Below are 17,836 nucleotides of genomic sequence, written 5' to 3'. Positions count from 1 at the left end.
GTCTTCAATAGGGTTGCGCATGGCTGCGCTCGTATGCATCGATGCCGTCCTGATGCGACAGCGTGTAATCGATCTCGTCCATGCCGCGCAGCAGACACGCTTTCGCGAAGGGTTCCATCTCGAAGGCATGGGCCGAGCCGTCAGGCAGCGTCGCAGTCTGAGCGGGCAAGTCGATCGCGATGCGGCTGCCCGGGCTGGCCGACAGCGTGTCCAGCAGCGGCAACACCACGGCCTCGGGCAACACGATGGGCAGCAGGCCGTTTTTCAGGCAGTTGATGAAAAAGATGTCGCCGAAGCTCGGCGCGATCGCAGCACGGATACCGTAGTCGTACAAGGCCCAGACCGCGTGCTCGCGTGACGAGCCGCAACCGAAGTTGTGATTCGCCACGACGATGCGCGACTCGCGGTAAGGCGCCTTGTTGAGAACGAAATCCGGCTGTTCCGCGCCGTCGTGACCAAAGCGCAGTGCACTGAACAGAAATTTGCCGAAATCGTCGGAACGCGGTTTCTGGAGGAAACGCGCCGGCAGTATCTGGTCGGTATCGCAGTTGATGGCAGCGATCGGCACGGCCACGGCGTCGAGGTATGTCAAGCTCTCCATGTTCAGGCTCCAAGCAGGCGGCGGACATCGGTCAGACGCCCCGTCACCGCAGCCGCGGCGGCCATGGACGGGCTCATCAAGTGTGTGCGCACGCCGGGCCCCTGGCGGCCCACGAAATTACGGTTCGAGGTAGAGGCACAGCGCTGTCCGGGCGCCGCGATATCGCCGTTGGTGGCAAGGCACATGGAGCAGCCTGGGAAGCGCCACTCAAAACCGGCCTCCCTGAACACGCGGTCCAGCCCTTCGGCCTCGGCCTGTGCGCGCACCTGGTGCGATCCCGGCACCACCCACGCCTCGACGCCCGGTGCCACGCGGCGACCGCGTGCGACCTCGGCGGCATTGCGCAGGTCCTCGATACGTCCGTTGGTGCACGAGCCGATGAACACCCTGTCGATCGCTACGCCTTCCAGCGCCTCGCGAGGGACCAGTCCCATGTAGTCGAGTGCCCGCGACATCGCCGCGCGGAGATCGGGGTCGGCCTCCTCCGCAGGATCGGGCACGCGAGAGTCGATCGCACACGCGTATCCGGGCGTGGTACCCCAGGTCACCATGGGGGCGATGTCGGTCACGTCGATATGCACCTCGCGGTCAAACCGCGCGCCCGCGTCGGAGAACAAGGTGCGCCAGTGCGCCACCGCCCGCTCCCACTGCTCGCCTGCAGGCGCATAGGGGCGGCCAGAGAGATAGGCGAAGGTGGTTTCGTCGGGGGCGATCATGCCGGCGCGGCCGCCCGCCTCGATGGTCATGTTGCACAACGTGAGCCGGCCTTCCATCGATAAACCGCTGATCGCCGAGCCTGTGTATTCGATCACGTGGCCCACCGCGCCCGCCACGCCGATCCGTGCGATCACGGCCAGAACAAGGTCTTTGGCGCTTACGCCCTGACCCGGCGTGCCGTCGAGAACGACGCGCATGTTGCTCGACTTGCGCTGCCACAGGCATTGCGTAGCGAGCACGTGCGCCACCTCTGTCGCGCCGATACCGAACGCCAGCGCGCCTAGCGCGCCGTGCGTCGACGTGTGGCTGTCGGCGCAGACGACGGTCATGCCCGGCAGACTCAAGCCCTGTTCAGGTCCGACCACGTGGACGATGCCGCGCCGCGCGTCGTCCATGTCGAACAGCGTGATGCGCGACTCGGCGGCATCACGTTGCAGCGCCGAGATCATGGCGCGCCGCTCGGGGTCTGCCACGGACGCCATGTCATTCGCCGTGCTGGAAACGTAGTGGTCGACCGTGCCGAAGATACGTTGCGGCGAGCGCGGTTTGAGTCCGCGTTCACGCAACATGTCGAACGATTGTGCGGTGACGTCGTGAACGAAATGCCGGTCGATGAACAGCAAGTCCTGTCCATCGTCACGCGACATCACCCTGTGAGCGTCCCAGAGCTTGTCGTAAAGAGTACGCGGACCACCCATCGCCTGGTCGAGTTGCATCGCTTTGTCTCGCTCCATCAATTTATTGGCCGCGGCAAACGCGGCCATGCGGTTTCGCAATTGATTCTGATGTGGAAGCATCATGCATCAAGCGAATTGGCTTGGACGTGGTCTTTTGGAAGGGCACCATCGCCGATCGCGATGACGGGATCCGTCGATATCGCAAACCCTGGCGCCCTGTTCGAAGCGGTTTGCACAGAAACCCGGCAACCAGCACGTTTCCCCGAACAATCAATAGCTTACGTAGCCGCATCAGGTCAGATTGCGTTCCTCGCCAACCAGGCGGCACGTGGCGGGCGTTCATGTTTTCCGCGCCCCCGCCGATATACAAGTGACCGGGAAACGCATGGAATACGCATGCTTTGCGCCCCGTGAAACCACAGAGCCAAGTGATGGACCATCAATCGAATGAAGCGCGCACGACCCTGACCAGTTCAAACCAGTTCGAACTGCTCCTTTTCAGGCTCGGCCCCGTGCCGGGCGACAGCGCGCACGAGCTGTACGGCATCAACGTGTTCAAGGTCCGCGAAATTCTCACGATGCCGACCATCACGCCCATCGTCGGCGCGTCCCGCTGTGTGATGGGCGCGGTCAACATTCGCGGCCAGATCATCCCGGTGGTGGACCTGCCGCAACTGATGGGCTGCGAACCGACGCGTGGCCTGAACATCCTGCTCGTCACCGAGTTCGCCCGCACGACGCAGGGCTTCGCCGTGCAGGATGTGGACGACATCGTGCGGCTGGACTGGAATCAGGTGCTTCCGGCGGAAGGCGCGGCCGGGTCGGCGCTCGTCACCAGCATCGCGAGAATCGACGGCAACACGGGGGACTCGCGACTGGCGCAAGTGGTCGACGTCGAGCAGGTCTTGCGCGACGTGCTTCCTGCCCATCAGCCGGAAGCTGTGGCGCCGGAAGCGGCGACGTTTCAGGTGCCGCCGGGCACCCGGATTCTTGCCGCAGACGACTCGGGTCTCGCGCGCACCATGATTCAGCAGGCGCTCGGCGACATCGGCGCCGAATGCATGATGGCCAAGACGGGCGAGGAAGCGTGGCAGATGCTCGTCAAGCTGGCCGATGAAGCGAAGCGGAACAAAACGCGCTTGCGCGATGCCGTATCGATGGTGCTCACCGACCTGGAGATGCCCGAAGTCGACGGCTTCACGCTCACGCGGCGTATCAGGGCGGACGAACGCACGCGGGATATCCCCGTCGTGATCCATTCGTCGCTTACGGGCGCGGCCAATGAAGCTCACGTGCGAAACGCGGGCGCCAACGGCTATGTGGCCAAGTTCCAGGCTGCAGAACTGGCGGAGGCTATCCGGCACGCGATCGGCGCGTGATCCGGCTGCTGCAGGCATCGGCCGTGCGGACACGCGTTCCCCACCGCGGAGCCGTCCGTCCGCGGACCGGTTGAGCGTATCATTCGTGAGTGACATCGATCGATACGCTGGAACGCATCGTGTCCCCGTCGTGACGCGGCGCAATATGCCTTATCGGCAGCGCGATCGCATGGACAGGGTATGGCATCCAGGGTCAATCCGAACGCCAGGAGCAGCCGATGCACGTCGCAGAAGCGGTGCCGACCGCGAGCCCGCCCCTCTTCCTCGCCACGAAGGTATGTCCGCCGCGCCTGCCCGCCGGCCTGATCGACCGGCCACGGCTGGTCGCGCTGGCTGACAAGGCCGAAAGCAGGCGGCTCACGGTCATCAAGGCGCCTGCGGGGTTCGGCAAGACATCGCTGGCACTCGCGTGGCTCCATCGGCTTACGGCAAGCGGCGCCGTCGTCGCGTGGCTTTCTCTGGATAGCGACGACGACGAACCCGCGCGCTTCTTCCATCACCTGGCGCAAGCCCTCAACAACGCGTGTCCGAATGTCGGTGCGTCCGCGATCAGCCTGACGACCGAGGCATCGCTGATGCCCGCCCAGTTGATCGGGTCCACGCTGATCAACGAACTGGTCGAAGTCGACGACGAAATCTATCTGTTCATCGACGACTATCACCTGATCAGCCTGCCTGCGATTCACGATGCGATGGCGTACTTCATCGCGAACATCCCGTCGAATACGCATGTCGTGCTCTGCACGCGCACCGAACCACCGCTGCCGCTCGCGCAGCTGCGCGCGAACAACGAATTGCTGGAAATCGACGCCGCCGCGCTGCGCTTCAACATCGACGAGACCCGCAGCTTCGTCGAACGCGAATATCCAGGCGGGCGGTACGCGGCCGGCATCACGTCGCTTTTCGCCCATACGGAAGGCTGGGCCGCCGCGCTGCGCATTTCCGCATCGGTACTCTCGCGTGACGACGGCAAAATCCTTCCGGACGCAAGCCCGCCATCCGGCGCATCAAGGCCGTTCGCCGCGTACCTCGAAGACATCCTCAGGCGCCTGCCGCCGGAGATGGTCGCGTTCATGCTCCGCACGTCGATACTCGATCGCCTGTGCGCGCCGCTCTGCGATGCCGTCACGGGCATGGACGCCGGGCAGGACATGCTGGAAACGATCTCGACGCGCCAGCTATTGCTCGAACCGCTCGACCTCGAAGGACACTGGTTTCGCTATCACCATCTGATGGGCGAATATCTGCGGCGGCGGCTCGACACCCAGCACAGCGATGAAGTCGCCGGCCTGCACCGGCGCGCATGCCAGTGGTACGCCGGACAACAGCAATGGACGGACGCAGTCAGGCATGCGATCGCCGCGGGCGACACGGAACACGCGGTCTCGCTGATGGGCCATTGCGCGATGACGCTCGTCACGAAAGGCGATCTGCTCACCCTGCTCGGCTGGCAACGGCAGTTCCCGGCCCATCTGATGCGCGGGCAAGTCGGGATCACGCTCGCCATCGCCTGGGGCATGGCGCTCGCATTGCGTTTCGACGAAGCGCTGGCGATGCTCGACGACATCGGGCGCGACGCCGGCGCAGGCACCGATGCTGCCGCCGACAAAATCCGCTGGGAATGCCAGGCCATCCGCTCGGTGATCGCCGGCTTGCAGGACGATGCGCCGCGCGCGCTCGCGATCGCGCAAACCTGTCTCGAACATCCGTCCACCGATAGCTGGACCACCAACGTCGCCTCGAACGTGGTGCGCTTCGGGCACTGGAAAGCAGGCAACCTCGGCGCGCTGTACGCGACGCCGTGGATTCCCTACTCGATCGAGGAAGACCAGCGCAACGTGTTCGCGTCCGTCTACCGGCTCTGCCTGCTCGGTCACGCCGAGATGCAGCAGATGCACTTCGTGCTCGCGGAACGCTACTTCACCGAATCGATCCGCCTCGCCGAGCGTCATTCGGGCCCGAAGTCCATTGCGTCCGCACTGTGCGCGCCGATGATCGCGCAGATCTGGTACGAACAGGGGCGGTTCGACGAAGCCGAAGCACTGCTCGTCGAACTGATGCCTGTGATCGACCTGGCCGTTCTGCTCGACAGCACGTTTTTTGCGTATCGGGTGCTCGTGCGGATCGCCATTTCGCGTGCGAACTTCGAGCACGCCTACGCGCTGCTCGATCATGCCCAGGCACTCGGTTATATGCGCCGCTGGGACCGGATGATCGCGGGCGTTCACGTGGAGCGCGCGCGGCTTTATCTGAGGGAAGGCCGGATCACGGAAGCCGCCGCCTGTGTCGTGCAACTGGATCAACTGGCGCAAGCGCGCGCCGCCGCTTCGAAACCGGCCTCGCCGGAGATCGACACCTTCCGCGCGATCGCCGTGGGGTCGCTCGCCATGGAACAGCAGCGGACCCACGAAGCCGTCGAATCGATCACGGCCGCATTGCGCAGCGTCGAAAGCCGGCACAACGACTATCTCGCGCTGCGCTTGCGCACCGTGCTCGCGCTCGTGTGGCTGCGCGCAAACGACCGGGCCCGCGCCGTCGAGATCTTTCGCGATGTGCTGAATACCAGTCACGACATCTACCGCTCGATCATCGACCAGGGCGCGGCAATCGGCCCGCTGCTGCAAGCCGTGCGCGACGACACACGCTCGACGTCGACGACGAAGGAGACCGTCGCGTATATCGACCGTCTGCTGGATGGCTGGCGCGCGCTGCACGAGCCCGGCGCCAAATCCACCGGCGACGCCGCGCGCGAACTGTTGAGCGCAAGGGAACGCAGCATCGTCGAGCTGATTGCCCAGGGGCAGTCGAACAAGGAGATTGCACGCACGCTCGGCATCTCGCCCGAGACGGTCAAGACGTATGTGAAGAATATCTTCGTGAAGCTGAACGTCGACAAACGGGCGCAGGCCGTTGCGCGCGCGCAGGCACTGGGACTGGTTGCGGCGGGCTGATACCGACGCACGCATCCCGTCACGCGGCTAGCGCGACGGCGTGAATCAGCACGCCGACCATCCCGCCGACGAACGTGCCGTTGATCCGCACATATTGCAGGTCGCGGCCGATCTGCACTTCGATCTTGCGGCTGACTTCGTCCGCGTTCCAGCTCTTGACGACCTCGGTGATCAATGCGGACAGCAGATGCCGATAGCGCACCACGAGTTCATGTGCCAACGCGATCCACCACGCGTTGAGCTTGCGTTGAATCGAAGGCTCGCGGCCGATGCGTTTGCCAAGCGACTTCAGCCCACGCGCCAGCGTGTCGCGCACGGCCGACTGCTCGCGGCCGAGATCGGCGATGACGCGTTTTCGCAGCCATTCGAGCACCGCACGATAGTAGCCCGCACGCCGACAATGACGAATGCAGTCGCGCAGCAGCGACCTGCCGAAGCGGCGATGCACCGCCGACGTCCGCAACTGCACGATCAGCGTCTGCAAAGCCTCGTCGAACTGACGGCGCAGCGCATGGTCCGGGCTTGCGGCGACTTCATGCAGCAGCGCGAGAATGCCCTCGATGAACTTGCGCACGATGTACGCATCGAGCGGCGCGGGCGTGTACCGCGACGCCTCGCTGAACTTGGCCTTGATCAGGTCCGCGTTCGACGTCAGCCACTTTTCGAGCGCAACGAGCCCATGATCCAGCAGCGGCCGATGCCGGTCGCCTTGCGTGAGCACATCGAGCGCGTCGCCTGCCACGCGAGCGATATCGAGCGTGCGTAACCGCGGCGCGACGATGCGGTCGAACCACCATGCGACGTCCGCTTCATCCATGTCGTCGAGCAGCCCCACGAACGAGTCCGCGATCACGTCAGCGACGCCACGGCTGTTCTCCGGCTGCGCCAGCCAGCGCGCGAGCGCCTGCGCCGCGTTGTGCCCGCTCAATCTGCCGATGATCAGTTCCGGCTGCAGAAAATGCTCCTCGACGAAGCTGCCGAGGCTTTCCGCAATGCGCGGCTGGTTGTGCGGAATGATCGCGGTATGCGGCAGTCGCAGACCCAACGGATGGCGAAACAGCGCGGCGACGGCATACCAGTCCGCGATCGCACCCGCCATGCCTGCCTCGGCAAACGCACGCGGCCACGCGAGCCACGCATGATCGGCCTGCCACACGACACACGCCAGCAGCAAGACGCCCATCAGCACGAGCAGCGCCGACGCCGTACGCCGCATGCGATTCAGGTCACGCAGCCTGCCGTCTTCGCGTGCGCTGGCTGCTGCAGGCCGCGCGACGTCACCGCCGCCCACGAAGAAACTCAACCCGCCTCCTGCCGCAGAAACCGGCGCACGACAGGCGCGACGTCATTCGCGCGCGAGATGAGAAAGAGGTGACCGTCATCGATCACGTAAAGCGTCGCATTGCGAATCCGCGCTGCGAGAATCCTGGCGTTGGTCAGCGGCACGATGGGGTCATCGCTGCCGTGCATCACGAGCGTCGGCTGGCGCAACGAGCCGAGCCACGGCAGGCTCGTCCAGCCCGATGCCGCGAGCAGTTGATACAGATAGCCGCGTCCGCGCGGCGGCTGTATGTGCCGGCTGTGCGCCTTGAGCAGCGACGGGTCGCGCCGGTACGCGCCACCGTACAGGTCCGCCCCGACTTCCTGCAGGTACGCGGGATCGGTATAACGGCGCGGCCCGATCATCTTCGACAGCACCGACAATTTTCCCGGCACCATCAGCACACCCGGCGACGTGGCCGCAAGGACCAACCGGCGGCAACGCCGCGGATACAGGCGCGCGAACTGCTGCGCGAGCGCACCGCCCCACGACACGCCGAGCACGTCCACTTCGCCGTCGTGACCCAGGCGCGTCAGCAGCTTGTCGGCTAGCACCGACAACGTCGAAAAGCGGTACGGCACGAGCGGCGCTGGCGAACCGCCGACGCCCGGCACGTCGAAGATGATCACGCTCACATCGTCGAGCGCGGCGACGAACGGTTCCACCAGTTCGAGATTCGCGCCGATGCCGTTGAAGATGAGCAGCGGCGGCGATGCGTCGCTGCCCTGCCAGGTTGCGACACGCAGGGTCTGGCCATCCAGATCGATCGACCGGATTTGCATGCTGCAGGCAGATTCAGGGCTTATGTGCATTGTTATCTCCCAAACGTCCTTCTCGATACGGGTCTCGCATCCGATGCGCCGGCGTGCCGCACGCTGCGCCGTGTGTTACTTCTTCTTCGGCTGGAGCAGCGTCTTCAGTTCTTCGACACGCTCGGCGACGCGCTTCGTGACTACCGCGACGCTGTCCGACTGCGCGCGGTAAGCTGTGTCCGCCAGGTCCTGCACATCGACGAGCGCTTTATGCAGCGTTTGCTTGACCGTATCGCCCGTGTTGGCGATGGATTGTCCGCCCTGTGTCAAGCGCGTGACGAATGCCTGCAGTTCGCCCAGCGTCGTGCGAAGGATGTCCGACTGCTTCTGTGCCAGCGACTGCACACCTGCCAGCGCGGTCGTGTTGGCTTCCGCGATCGCCTCGATATCCTTGCGGCGCGATTCGAGCATCGCACCCATGTCGATGCCGGGCAGCTTGAACTGACCGAAGAGCTTCGTGTACTCGGTGAAAATGCTGTTCTTGCCGGTCGATTCCATCGTCAATACTCCAAAAAGACTGCGTTAAAGAAAAGTTGAATGTCACGCTTCCAGCACGTAGATTCCCGGCGCCTTCGCGCCTGCGGGATGCCGCGCGCTGCCGACTGAAACGGGTGCCGTACGCCGCTCGCCGGAACGCTCCGCGAGCCACTTGCGCCAGTTGTCCCACCACGAATCTTTCTCGGCCTGGGCATTGGCAAGCCACGCATCGGCGTCGGTGGGCAACGTGGGATTGAGGAAGAACTTCGCCTTCGGATTGCCCGGCGGATTGATCAGGCTCTGGATATGCCCGGCCGAACTCAGCACGAAGCGCGTTTCGCCGCCGAAAATGCGCGCCGTGTTGTACACGCCCTTCCACGGCGTGATGTGATCGGTCATCCCGGCTACGACGTACTTGTCGCACTTCACGTCGGACAGGTCGATCGGCGTGCCGAGCACGGTCAACGCGTGCGGCTTGCTGAACAGGTTGCCCGTGAAGATATCGAGCAGTTGCCCATGCATGCGCGCGGGCAAGCGGGTCGCGTCGTTGTTCCAGTAGAGGATGTCGAACGCGGGCGGCGCCTTGCCGAGCAGATAGTTGTTGACCCAGTAGTTCCAGACGAGATCGTTGGGGCGCATCCATGCGAACACGCGGCCCATTTCCTCGCCGGCCAGCACGCCTTTCGATATGCTGTTCTGCTTCGCGGCCGCGATCGCTTCCGGCGTGGCGAACAGACCCAGTTGCGAGTCCGCCGTGTTGTCGAGCACCGCGACCATCAGCGTCGCGGCGTGCACGCTCTTGTCGCCGCGGGCCGCGAGGTGGCCGAGCAGCGCCGCAATCGTCATCGCCCCCGAGCATGCGCCGTGCAGGTTGACGTCGTCGCTGCCGGTGATCTCGCGGATCGCGGCGATCGCTTCGAGCAGCGCGGCAACGTAGGTATCGAGATCCCAGTGGCTTTGCTCCACGGTCGGATTGCGCCAGCTCACGACGAATGTCTGGAATTCGTTCTTCACCAGATAGTCGACGATGCTCTTGCCTTCGGACAGATCGAACACGTAGAACTTGTTGATCTGCGGCGGCACGATGAGTTGCGGACGCGCATAGACATGCTCCGTTGCGGGCGCATACTGGATCAGCTCCAGCACTTCATTGCGAAACACCACCGCGCCCGGCGACGTGCCGAGATTCTCGCCCACCTTGAACGCCGTCTTGTCCACCTGCGCGGGCATGCCCTGGTTTTGCAGCATGTCCGTCACGAGATTGCGCACGCCGCCGAGCAGGCTCGCGCCGCCCGAATCGATCACCTTCTTCAGCGCCGCCGGATTGCCGAGCAGCGTGTTGGTCGGCGATACGGCGTCGGTGAAGAGCGACAGCACGAACTGCGCGCGCTCTTTCGTTTTCGCGTCGAGCGCGGAACGCTCGACGAATCCCGTCAGCGCGCTGCGCCATGCAACGTAGCCCTGCATCGTCATCCGGTACATCGCGTTGTCCTGCCATGCCGGATCGGTGAAGCGCTTGTCGCCTTGCGGCGGCTTGCTGTCCGCGCTGCCGCCGAGCACCGCCATCAGATCGCGCACCAGCGCCGCTTCCTGTTCGAGCACGAGCGTTGGCTGACGCAGCGCCTGCGTGCCGATCTGCTGCACCGTTGCCAGAATGTCGCGCGGGCGCAGCCCGACGAACGGGTTCGGTCCCAGCATGCCCTCGGCAGCCGATGCCGCGAGATCGTCCGGCTGGGCGCTTTGCGCGGTGCGCTGTGTTGTGCGTTGTGTTGTATTTGTTGCGATGCTCATTTCAGTCTCCGCCATCTTCTGCTCCTGTCTCCATCCATGTCGCTTCGCTCACGCCACCAGCATCGCCAGCGACTCGGCGATCAGCGCCGGTTTCTCCTCGCCTTCGATCTGCAGTTCGTTCATCGTCTTGATGATGATTCGCCCGCCCTCCTTCCTTTCCGCCGACACCAGCGTGACGCGGCTACGAACCCGCGCGCCTGCCTTGACGGGCGTCATGAAGCGCACCTTGTCGAGCCCGTAGTTCAGGCCCGCCGATGCGTCCGGAGGAATCAAACCGATCTCGATCGCGAGCGCCGCCAGCAGCGAAAGCGTCAGATAGCCGTGCGCGATCGTGCCGCCGAACGGGCTCTCGCGTTTTGCGCGCTCGACATCGACGTGAATCCATTGCCTGTCGCCCGTGCAGGCGGCGAAGGCGTCGATGCGCGCCTGATCGACGCTGACCCAGTCGGACACGCCGAGTTCGCGGCCCACGCAACTGTCGATCGTCGCGATGCTGTAATCCTTGATGCTCATCGTGCTTGCTCCTCGAGAGAGATCGGTCAGGCGAACTGTTCGCGCAACCACTTCTTGTTCGTCTTGCCGACGCTCGTCTTCTGCAGCGCGTCGACGAACCTGACGATCTGCGGCACGGCGTACTTCGAGATTTGCCCCGTCTTGCTAAACGCCAACACGTGTTGCTTGACGTCGTCTTCGCTGACCTGCGCGTCCTGCCTGAGCACCACGAGCGCGACGGGACGCTCGCCCCACTTCTCGTCCTTGATGCCGATCACCGCGACTTCCGCGACGCCCGGATGCAACGAAATCAGGCTTTCGATTTCGAGCGACGAAATCCACTCGCCGCCCGACTTGATGACGTCCTTGATGCGGTCGGTGATCTGTACGTTGCCCGTCGTGTCGATGTTCGCGATGTCCTGCGTATGCAGATAGCCGCCCGCCCATAATTGCGCGGACGCTTCCGGATTGTTCAGATAGCCCTGCGTGAGCCACGGCGCGCGAACGACGATCTCGCCGTAGGCGTTGCCGTCACGCGGCACGTCTTCCATGTGTTCGTTGACGATGCGCAGATCGACGAGTGGCACGGGAAAGCCCGTCTTGCAGCGCAGCCGCACTTCTTCGTCGAGACCGAGCGGTTCCGTGTGCAGCGGGAGTTGCGCCAGGCTCAGAACCGGGCACGTCTCCGACATGCCATAACCCACGAACACGTCGATGCCGCGATCGAGCGCGGCGCGCGCGAGTCCGTGCGGCAGCGCGCCGCCGCCGATCACGACCTTCCATTTGCCGAGATCCACATGCTTCGCTTCATCGCACGAAAGCAGCATGTGCAGGATCGTGCTGACGCAGTGCGAGAACGTGACGCCTTCGTCGCGCACCAGTTGCACGAGACGCTCGGGCACATAACGGCCCGGATACACCTGCTTCACGCCGAGCAACGTGGCGATATACGGCATGCCCCACGCGTGCACATGGAACATCGGCGTGAGCGGCATATAGACGTCGCCGCGATGAAAGCGCTGCCCCGCAACGGGGCTCGCCAGCGCGGCCATCAGCGTGACGGTGTGCAGGACCAGCTGGCGATGCGAGAAGTACACGCCCTTCGGCAAGCCCGTCGTGCCCGTCGTGTAGAACGTCGTGGCGCGGGTGTTCTCGTCGAAGTCGGGAAAATCGTAGTGCGTCGCGCTGGCGGCGAGCATCGCCTCGTACTCCGTCGCGAACGGGATGGTGTGTTCGCATGCGTCGCTGCCCGGTTCGTCGATCCAGACGAATACGCGGACCGTTTCGAGCTGATCCTTGATCGCTTCGACCACGGGCAGGAAGTCGGTATGGACGAACAGCACTTCCGCGCCCGCGTGGTTGATCGTGTACGCGATCTCCGCTTGCGACAGCCGCACGTTCACCGTCTGGAGCACGGCGCCCATCATCGGCACCGCGAAGTACGACTCCAGATAGCGATGGCTGTCCCAGTCCATCACGGCGACCGTCTTGCCGTAGCGCACGCCCAGATCGTGCAGGCCGTTCGCCAGCCGCGCGATGCGCTCGCGCAGCGTCGTGTAGGTCATCCGCAACTGGTCGCGGTAGACGATTTCCTGGTCCGGCGCCTGAACAAACGTCGTGTGCAGCAACTGTTTGATCAGCAGCGGATAGGCGTAGGGGGATGGCGTCGAATCGTGCCCGGCGTCCTGCATCGTTGTCTCCTCACAAGTCCGGCGATGGGTCGGGCGCGCACAGGTCCATCGAGGCCTGCCGCGCACGGTGCATCGCGAGTGAGACCATCATCGGTTTGTTCGGAGGGATGCAATATCCCCTGAACAGGGGAGTCCCAGACGGCAGCCGCGGGGGCACACTGCGTCTGGAGGGAATGCAGGAAAGCGGTAGAAAAAGGCCTGATTACTTACGAAGAGCCTACGGTCTCGACGCGCCGACGCTGGCCGCTCGCAGCCGGTCGATATCGATAATCTGAATTTCGCCGAATTTCAGGCTGATGATCTGCTGGCTTTCGAGGCTCTTGAGCAGCTGGTTGGTAGTTTGCCGCGACAGTGACACCATCGATGCAAGGCTGTCCTGCGAAAGCCGGATCTTGCTCTGCACCGCGTTCAGGCCGTCATAGCCTTCGGCGATCAGCAGCAGGCGGCTGGCGATACGTTGCGCGGCAGGCTGCAGCGCCAGCGATTCGGTGCTCTTGAACGACAGCCGCAGGCGCTGTGCCATCAGGAGCGCAAAATCGCGCCAGTAGCGCGGTGTGGCGTCGAGCAGGTTTTGCAGTGCGGCTTCGGGTACATGCATGAACAGCGCGCGGCTGACGGCGATCGCATCGTGCGGGCGCGGCAAGCCGTCGAACATCGAGATTTCGCCGACCCATGCAGTCGGGCCGAGCACCGCGAGCAGGGATTCCTTGCCGTCGATGCCGACCGTGCCGATGGACAGCCCGCCTTCGAGCACCGCATACAGGCCGTAAGAGGGATCGCCGTACCGGTACAGCAGTTGCCCTTTTTCGAGCCGCAGCAGCGTGGCGTGGCTCATCAGATAGTCCTGCAGTTCGACGGGCAGGCCACGAAACCAGGGCGTCGATTCGAGTTGAGGACGATAGTGAAGCAGCCTGGAATCCATGTACTTCTCGACGTGTCGGCTATGCGACAGATTTTACGCGGGATTGCCGACATCATGCGTTCACGGCATTGGCCGCCAGCGCAGCCGAACGCGCTGTTTTCAGACATATGAACCATTGATTAAGGAGTCTCGCCGTGAGCTCACCCGATGTCAGCCTGAAGCACGCAGTGTCCCCCGCCGAGTGGGAAGCACGAGTCAATCTTGCGGCGGCCTACCGCCTGGTCGCGCTGTTCGGCTGGGACGATCTCGTGTTCACGCATATCTCGGCACGCGTGCCCGGCCCCGAGCATCATTTCCTCATCAACCCGTATGGGATGATGTTCGACGAGATCACTGCGTCGTCGCTGGTCAAGATCGATCTGCACGGCCACAAGGTCTCCGATTCGCCGTATGACGTGAATCCCGCCGGCTTCAACATCCACAGCGCCGTGCACGCGGCGCGCGAAGACGCGCTGTGCGTGATGCACACGCATTCGGTCAACGGCGTCGCGGTGTCGGCACAGGAAGCGGGCTTGCTGCCGCTGTCGCAGCAATCGCTGGTGGTGCTCGCGTCGCTCGGCTATCACGACTACGAGGGCATCGCGCTCAACGAGGAAGAAAAGCCCCGGCTCGTGCGCGATCTCGGCAGCAACGCTTATCTGATGCTGCGCAATCACGGTCTGCTGACGGTCGGCGCGACGCCTGCCGATGCGTTCGTCGCGATGTACTTCTTCGAGGCGTCCTGCATGATCCAGGTCCGCGCGCAGGCAGGCGGCGACAAGCTCCTGCCGATCGCGCAGCCGATCCTCGACGGCATCCGCAATCAGGTGACGGCCGCGACGCGCGGCGCGAGCGCCGGACAGCTCGTGTGGCCGGGACTGCTGCGGCGGCTCGACCGGAAGAATCCCGGCTATGCGGAGTGACGCATAGCAATTGAAAGCACCGATGCGGGAACCGGGCGGCAGAAACGTGATGAGCCGTGCTTGCCGCCCAGCGCATCGGCAGTATCGGAAAGCGGCTCGATCGAGAAAGGCATGGCGAAGATCTGTATCTATGGCGCGGGTTCCATTGGTTGCTACGTCGGCGGACGGCTGCTCGCCGGCGGCAGCGACGTCACCTTCATTGCGCGCGAACGTGTCGGCCGCCAGTTGCGCGAGCATGGGCTGACGCTGTCGCAGTTCGGCGAGCGCCGCTGGTCGGTGCCGGCCGAGCGTATCGACGTATCGACGGACATCACGACGGCCGCCGCCGCGGACCTGGTGCTCGTGACCGTCAAGTCCGCGGCGACGCCCACGGTTGCGGCCGAACTGGCGGGCGTGCTGCGCCCCGGAACCGTCGTGGTCAGCTTTCAGAACGGCGTCGGCAACGCGGACATCCTGCGCGCCGCCTTGCCGAACCAGACGGTGCTGGCGGGGATGGTGCCGTTCAATGTGATCGAACGCGGGCCAGGTGCTTATCATCAGGGATCGGGCGGCGAACTGGAGATCAGGCGCGCGCCCGCATTGCACCCGTTCACCAGCGACTTCGAGAAGGCGGGACTTCCGCTGCAACAGCACGCCGACATGCTGCCCGTACAGTGGGCGAAACTGCTGCTCAACCTCAACAACGCCGTCAACGCGCTGTCGAACCGTCCGCTGAAAGAAGAACTCTCGCAACGCGCGTATCGGCGCTGCCTGGGCATGGCGCAAGAAGAAACGCTCACGTTGCTCGCGCGCGCCGGCATTCGCCCGGCCCGCCTGACGCCCGTTCCGCCCGCATGGATGCCGCGCTTTCTCGGCTTGCCCGATGCGTGGTTCGTCCGTGTTGCACGCGCAATGCTGACCATCGACCCGCTTGCGCGCTCGTCCATGTCCGACGATCTCGCGGCGGGACGCGCAACGGAAGTCGACTGGATCAACGGCGAAGTCGTGAAGCTCGCCCATCGTCTCGGGCTCAGCGCACCCGTGAACGCGCGCCTCTGCCAGCTCGTGCACGAAGCCGAGCAAAGCGATGCACGTCACGCGTGGACGGGCGATGCGCTATTGGCCGAACTGCGCGCGGCTTCGCGCGGCGCGACTGCGGGGAGCGAACGCTTGCCTGCGTAGCGGGCATTGCGTTGATCGATTCACATGGCGCTCATGACCGACACGTCCGACGCAATGCGGACCAACCTGTGGTTCAGTGGCTTGCCTCATGCCGCGCAAGAGGCGCTGATGCGCCATTGCGAACCCGTTACGCTGCATGCCGGTGAATACCTGTTCCGGCGCGGCGACGCGCCCAATGGCTTCTTCGGCCTCAAGTGCGGCAAGCTGAAGGCCTGCACGCTGCGCGAAGACGGCAAGGAAGCGATCCTCGCCGTGATCGAGGCGGGCAACTGGTTTGGCCAGACTTCGATGACCAGCCGGCAGCCGCGCCTGCGCGATGTCGTCGCGCTCGAACGATCGACTCTGTTCGTCGTCAGGGCTCAGGCATTCGACGCGTTGATGCAGAACCAGGCCTTCTTCCGCGCAATTGCGGAGTTGCAGACCCTCCATATGAACTGGCTCTACCGCATGGTCGAAGACGCGACCCTGCATTCGACGCGTGCCCGTATTGCCCGCCGCCTGCTGCTGCTCGCATCGGGCGACGTGACCATGCTGTCGCAGAGCCGCCCGGACGTCGCCGTCTCCCACGACACGCTGGCGATGATGCTCGGCATCACGCGCCAAACGCTCTCGCTGGAACTCAAGGCGATGGCGGAGCAAGGCGCGATCGTCCTCCGGTATGGCCGGATCGAAATCATCTCGAAGGAGATGCTTTGCTCCTTTCAGGAATCCCATTGATCGCGCCTGCACGGGTTCACGCGGCCTAGAACGTATGTCGCAATCCGGCCATGATGCCCAGCTGCGTCGTACCGTAGGCCGAACTCAACGCGCTGATGCCCTGGAACTGCGCGCCCACCATGCCGCCGCGATACAGCGAGTAGTCGGCTTCCAGATAGGTATCCGTGCGTTTGGACAGGTTGTAATCCGCGACCAGCTGGAACTGCGTGGTGTTGCCGTCGGCGGACTGGGTTTTTCCCGTCTGGATCGTGCGCCACACATTCGCCGACAGATGCGTGGAATCGCCTACCAGTTGCGTGATGCCGCCGAAGAACATCTTGCGCGCCGCGAACGTGTTGAATTTGAGCGCTGTCAATTCCGGCACGCTGAACGGACCATTCGGGAAGTTGCCGACGAAGTTCGCATCCTGCCTGTTCACGGCCCAGCCGGCCATCACCGTGGTGCCGCCGAATGCATATGAACCGCCCGCCGTCCACGATTTCAGGTGCGCCGACGAGTTCACGGCATCGCGCGAATCGAGGTAGCCGGCAGCGAGGCGCAACGGCGCGCCAGGCAGAAAAATCAGCGATGCGCCGATCTGACTGCCCGAGCCGAACGCACCCGCATTGCCGCCAAATGCATACGATACTTCCGCCGTCAGGTATTGCCAGCGCGCCGCGTACTTGACCATGTTGCTGGTCCAGACGCCCTGCGCCATCATGACTTCCGGGCGAAACTGATAGAAGGTCGGCAACCAGGGATTGGTGATGAAGGCGCTCAACACTGCATCAGACAGGGGATTGATCTGCCGCCCCATCGTCAGCTTGCCATAGGTGCTGGATTGCAGGCCGACGAACGCCGTATTGAAGAACGGATACGCCGGATCGATCACCCCGCTGTTCGGAAAAAAGCGATCTTCGAGTTCGAACACCGCCTTGTTGCCGCCGCCGAGATCTTCCGTTCCTTTGAATCCGAACACACTCTCCGTCGCGCCGCCGTTGGCGAGCCGAACGGCCGAATTGCCCTGCGGGTCCGCGTGAGTCGTATAGCGAACGCCCGTATCGACGACGCCGTAAAACGTCACCAGGGATTGTGAGTTCGATGGAACCGGACACAGCGTCGCTGTCGATATCACGCCCGCCACGATCCCGCTTCTCCGAGCGGTTTTGGACAGCATTCTCCTGACCTTCATCATGCCTCGTCTCCAACTATTCTGATTATGTCGTACAACCAAACATATCAGCGG

The 17,836-nt window shown here is 63.9% G+C and carries 15 protein-coding genes; 5 read left to right on the top strand and 10 right to left on the bottom strand.

Annotated features, from left to right (window positions below):
- Nucleotides 1–4: 4 nt before the first annotated feature.
- Together leuD and leuC are read right to left on the bottom strand one after the other, a co-directional pair.
- Nucleotides 5–601 carry a 3-isopropylmalate dehydratase small subunit gene (leuD, locus tag PPGU16_RS32395; RefSeq protein WP_180726795.1) on the bottom strand — a complete coding sequence of 199 codons (597 nt, stop codon included), beginning with the start codon at nucleotides 599–601 and terminating at the stop codon, nucleotides 5–7.
- A 2-nt stretch (nucleotides 602–603) separates the two neighbouring features.
- On the bottom strand, nucleotides 604–2,034 hold the full coding sequence (gene leuC / locus PPGU16_RS32390; protein WP_180727140.1) for a 3-isopropylmalate dehydratase large subunit: 1,431 nt from the start codon (nucleotides 2,032–2,034) through the stop codon (nucleotides 604–606).
- Nucleotides 2,035–2,426: 392 nt separating this feature from the next.
- On the opposite strand from leuC, the gene PPGU16_RS32385 reads away from it, so the two are divergent.
- Together PPGU16_RS32385 and PPGU16_RS32380 are read left to right on the top strand one after the other, a co-directional pair.
- The gene (locus tag PPGU16_RS32385) at nucleotides 2,427–3,374 is read left to right on the top strand and encodes a chemotaxis protein (protein ID WP_180726794.1); all 948 of its coding nucleotides are present in this window, start codon (nucleotides 2,427–2,429) and stop codon (nucleotides 3,372–3,374) included.
- Between the two features lie 218 nt (nucleotides 3,375–3,592).
- The gene (locus tag PPGU16_RS32380; protein ID WP_180726793.1) at nucleotides 3,593–6,325 is read left to right on the top strand and encodes a winged helix-turn-helix domain-containing protein; all 2,733 of its coding nucleotides are present in this window, start codon (nucleotides 3,593–3,595) and stop codon (nucleotides 6,323–6,325) included.
- Between the two features lie 19 nt (nucleotides 6,326–6,344).
- Here the strand turns inward: PPGU16_RS32380 and PPGU16_RS32375 are convergent, their stop codons facing one another.
- From PPGU16_RS32375 to PPGU16_RS32345, 7 genes are all read right to left on the bottom strand, one after another.
- Nucleotides 6,345–7,628 (bottom strand): DUF445 domain-containing protein, encoded by a 1,284-nt coding sequence (locus tag PPGU16_RS32375; RefSeq protein ID WP_180726792.1) that lies wholly within the window; start codon nucleotides 7,626–7,628, stop codon nucleotides 6,345–6,347.
- Nucleotides 7,625–8,458, bottom strand: a complete 834-nt coding sequence (gene phaZ, locus PPGU16_RS32370; protein WP_180726791.1) for a poly(3-hydroxyalkanoate) depolymerase — start codon at nucleotides 8,456–8,458, stop codon at nucleotides 7,625–7,627. Before phaZ ends, PPGU16_RS32375 begins: the two co-directional genes overlap by 4 nt.
- Nucleotides 8,459–8,533: 75 nt before the next feature.
- A complete protein-coding gene (locus tag PPGU16_RS32365; protein WP_180726790.1) occupies nucleotides 8,534–8,956 on the bottom strand; it encodes a phasin family protein in 423 nt (140 codons plus the stop codon).
- A 42-nt stretch (nucleotides 8,957–8,998) separates the two neighbouring features.
- On the bottom strand, nucleotides 8,999–10,741 hold the full coding sequence (locus tag PPGU16_RS32360; protein ID WP_180726789.1) for an alpha/beta fold hydrolase: 1,743 nt from the start codon (nucleotides 10,739–10,741) through the stop codon (nucleotides 8,999–9,001).
- Nucleotides 10,742–10,774: 33 nt separating this feature from the next.
- The gene (locus PPGU16_RS32355) at nucleotides 10,775–11,239 is read right to left on the bottom strand and encodes a MaoC family dehydratase (RefSeq protein ID WP_180726788.1); all 465 of its coding nucleotides are present in this window, start codon (nucleotides 11,237–11,239) and stop codon (nucleotides 10,775–10,777) included.
- A gap of 26 nt (nucleotides 11,240–11,265) precedes the next feature.
- Nucleotides 11,266–12,909, bottom strand: coding sequence for a fatty acid--CoA ligase (locus tag PPGU16_RS32350; protein ID WP_180726787.1), 1,644 nt, complete (start codon nucleotides 12,907–12,909; stop codon nucleotides 11,266–11,268).
- A 217-nt stretch (nucleotides 12,910–13,126) separates the two neighbouring features.
- The gene (locus PPGU16_RS32345) at nucleotides 13,127–13,831 is read right to left on the bottom strand and encodes a Crp/Fnr family transcriptional regulator (protein ID WP_180726786.1); all 705 of its coding nucleotides are present in this window, start codon (nucleotides 13,829–13,831) and stop codon (nucleotides 13,127–13,129) included.
- A gap of 134 nt (nucleotides 13,832–13,965) precedes the next feature.
- Here PPGU16_RS32345 and PPGU16_RS32340 point away from each other — a divergent pair, with 134 nt between their 5' ends.
- The 3 genes from PPGU16_RS32340 to PPGU16_RS32330 all read left to right on the top strand — a co-directional run bounded on the left by PPGU16_RS32340 (nucleotide 13,966) and on the right by PPGU16_RS32330 (nucleotide 16,611).
- Entirely contained in the window at nucleotides 13,966–14,733 is a 768-nt protein-coding gene (locus tag PPGU16_RS32340) for a class II aldolase/adducin family protein (RefSeq protein ID WP_180726785.1), read from the top strand.
- Between the two features lie 111 nt (nucleotides 14,734–14,844).
- Nucleotides 14,845–15,894 (top strand): 2-dehydropantoate 2-reductase, encoded by a 1,050-nt coding sequence (locus PPGU16_RS32335; RefSeq protein ID WP_180726784.1) that lies wholly within the window; start codon nucleotides 14,845–14,847, stop codon nucleotides 15,892–15,894.
- 33 nt (nucleotides 15,895–15,927) lie between these two features.
- Nucleotides 15,928–16,611: a Crp/Fnr family transcriptional regulator gene (locus PPGU16_RS32330; RefSeq protein ID WP_224030403.1), complete on the top strand. Its 684-nt coding sequence runs from the start codon at nucleotides 15,928–15,930 to the stop codon at nucleotides 16,609–16,611.
- A 25-nt stretch (nucleotides 16,612–16,636) separates the two neighbouring features.
- Here PPGU16_RS32330 and PPGU16_RS32325 read toward each other — a convergent pair whose 3' ends face one another.
- The gene (locus PPGU16_RS32325) at nucleotides 16,637–17,767 is read right to left on the bottom strand and encodes a porin (protein WP_243460752.1); all 1,131 of its coding nucleotides are present in this window, start codon (nucleotides 17,765–17,767) and stop codon (nucleotides 16,637–16,639) included.
- Between the last annotated feature and the right edge of the window lie 69 nt (nucleotides 17,768–17,836).

This window comes from Paraburkholderia largidicola (genome assembly GCF_013426895.1).
GTDB classification, from domain to species: Bacteria; Pseudomonadota; Gammaproteobacteria; order Burkholderiales; family Burkholderiaceae; genus Paraburkholderia; species Paraburkholderia largidicola.
The sequence above is the reverse complement of the archived record's forward strand: the minus strand, read 5'-3'. Positions and strand labels throughout refer to the sequence as shown.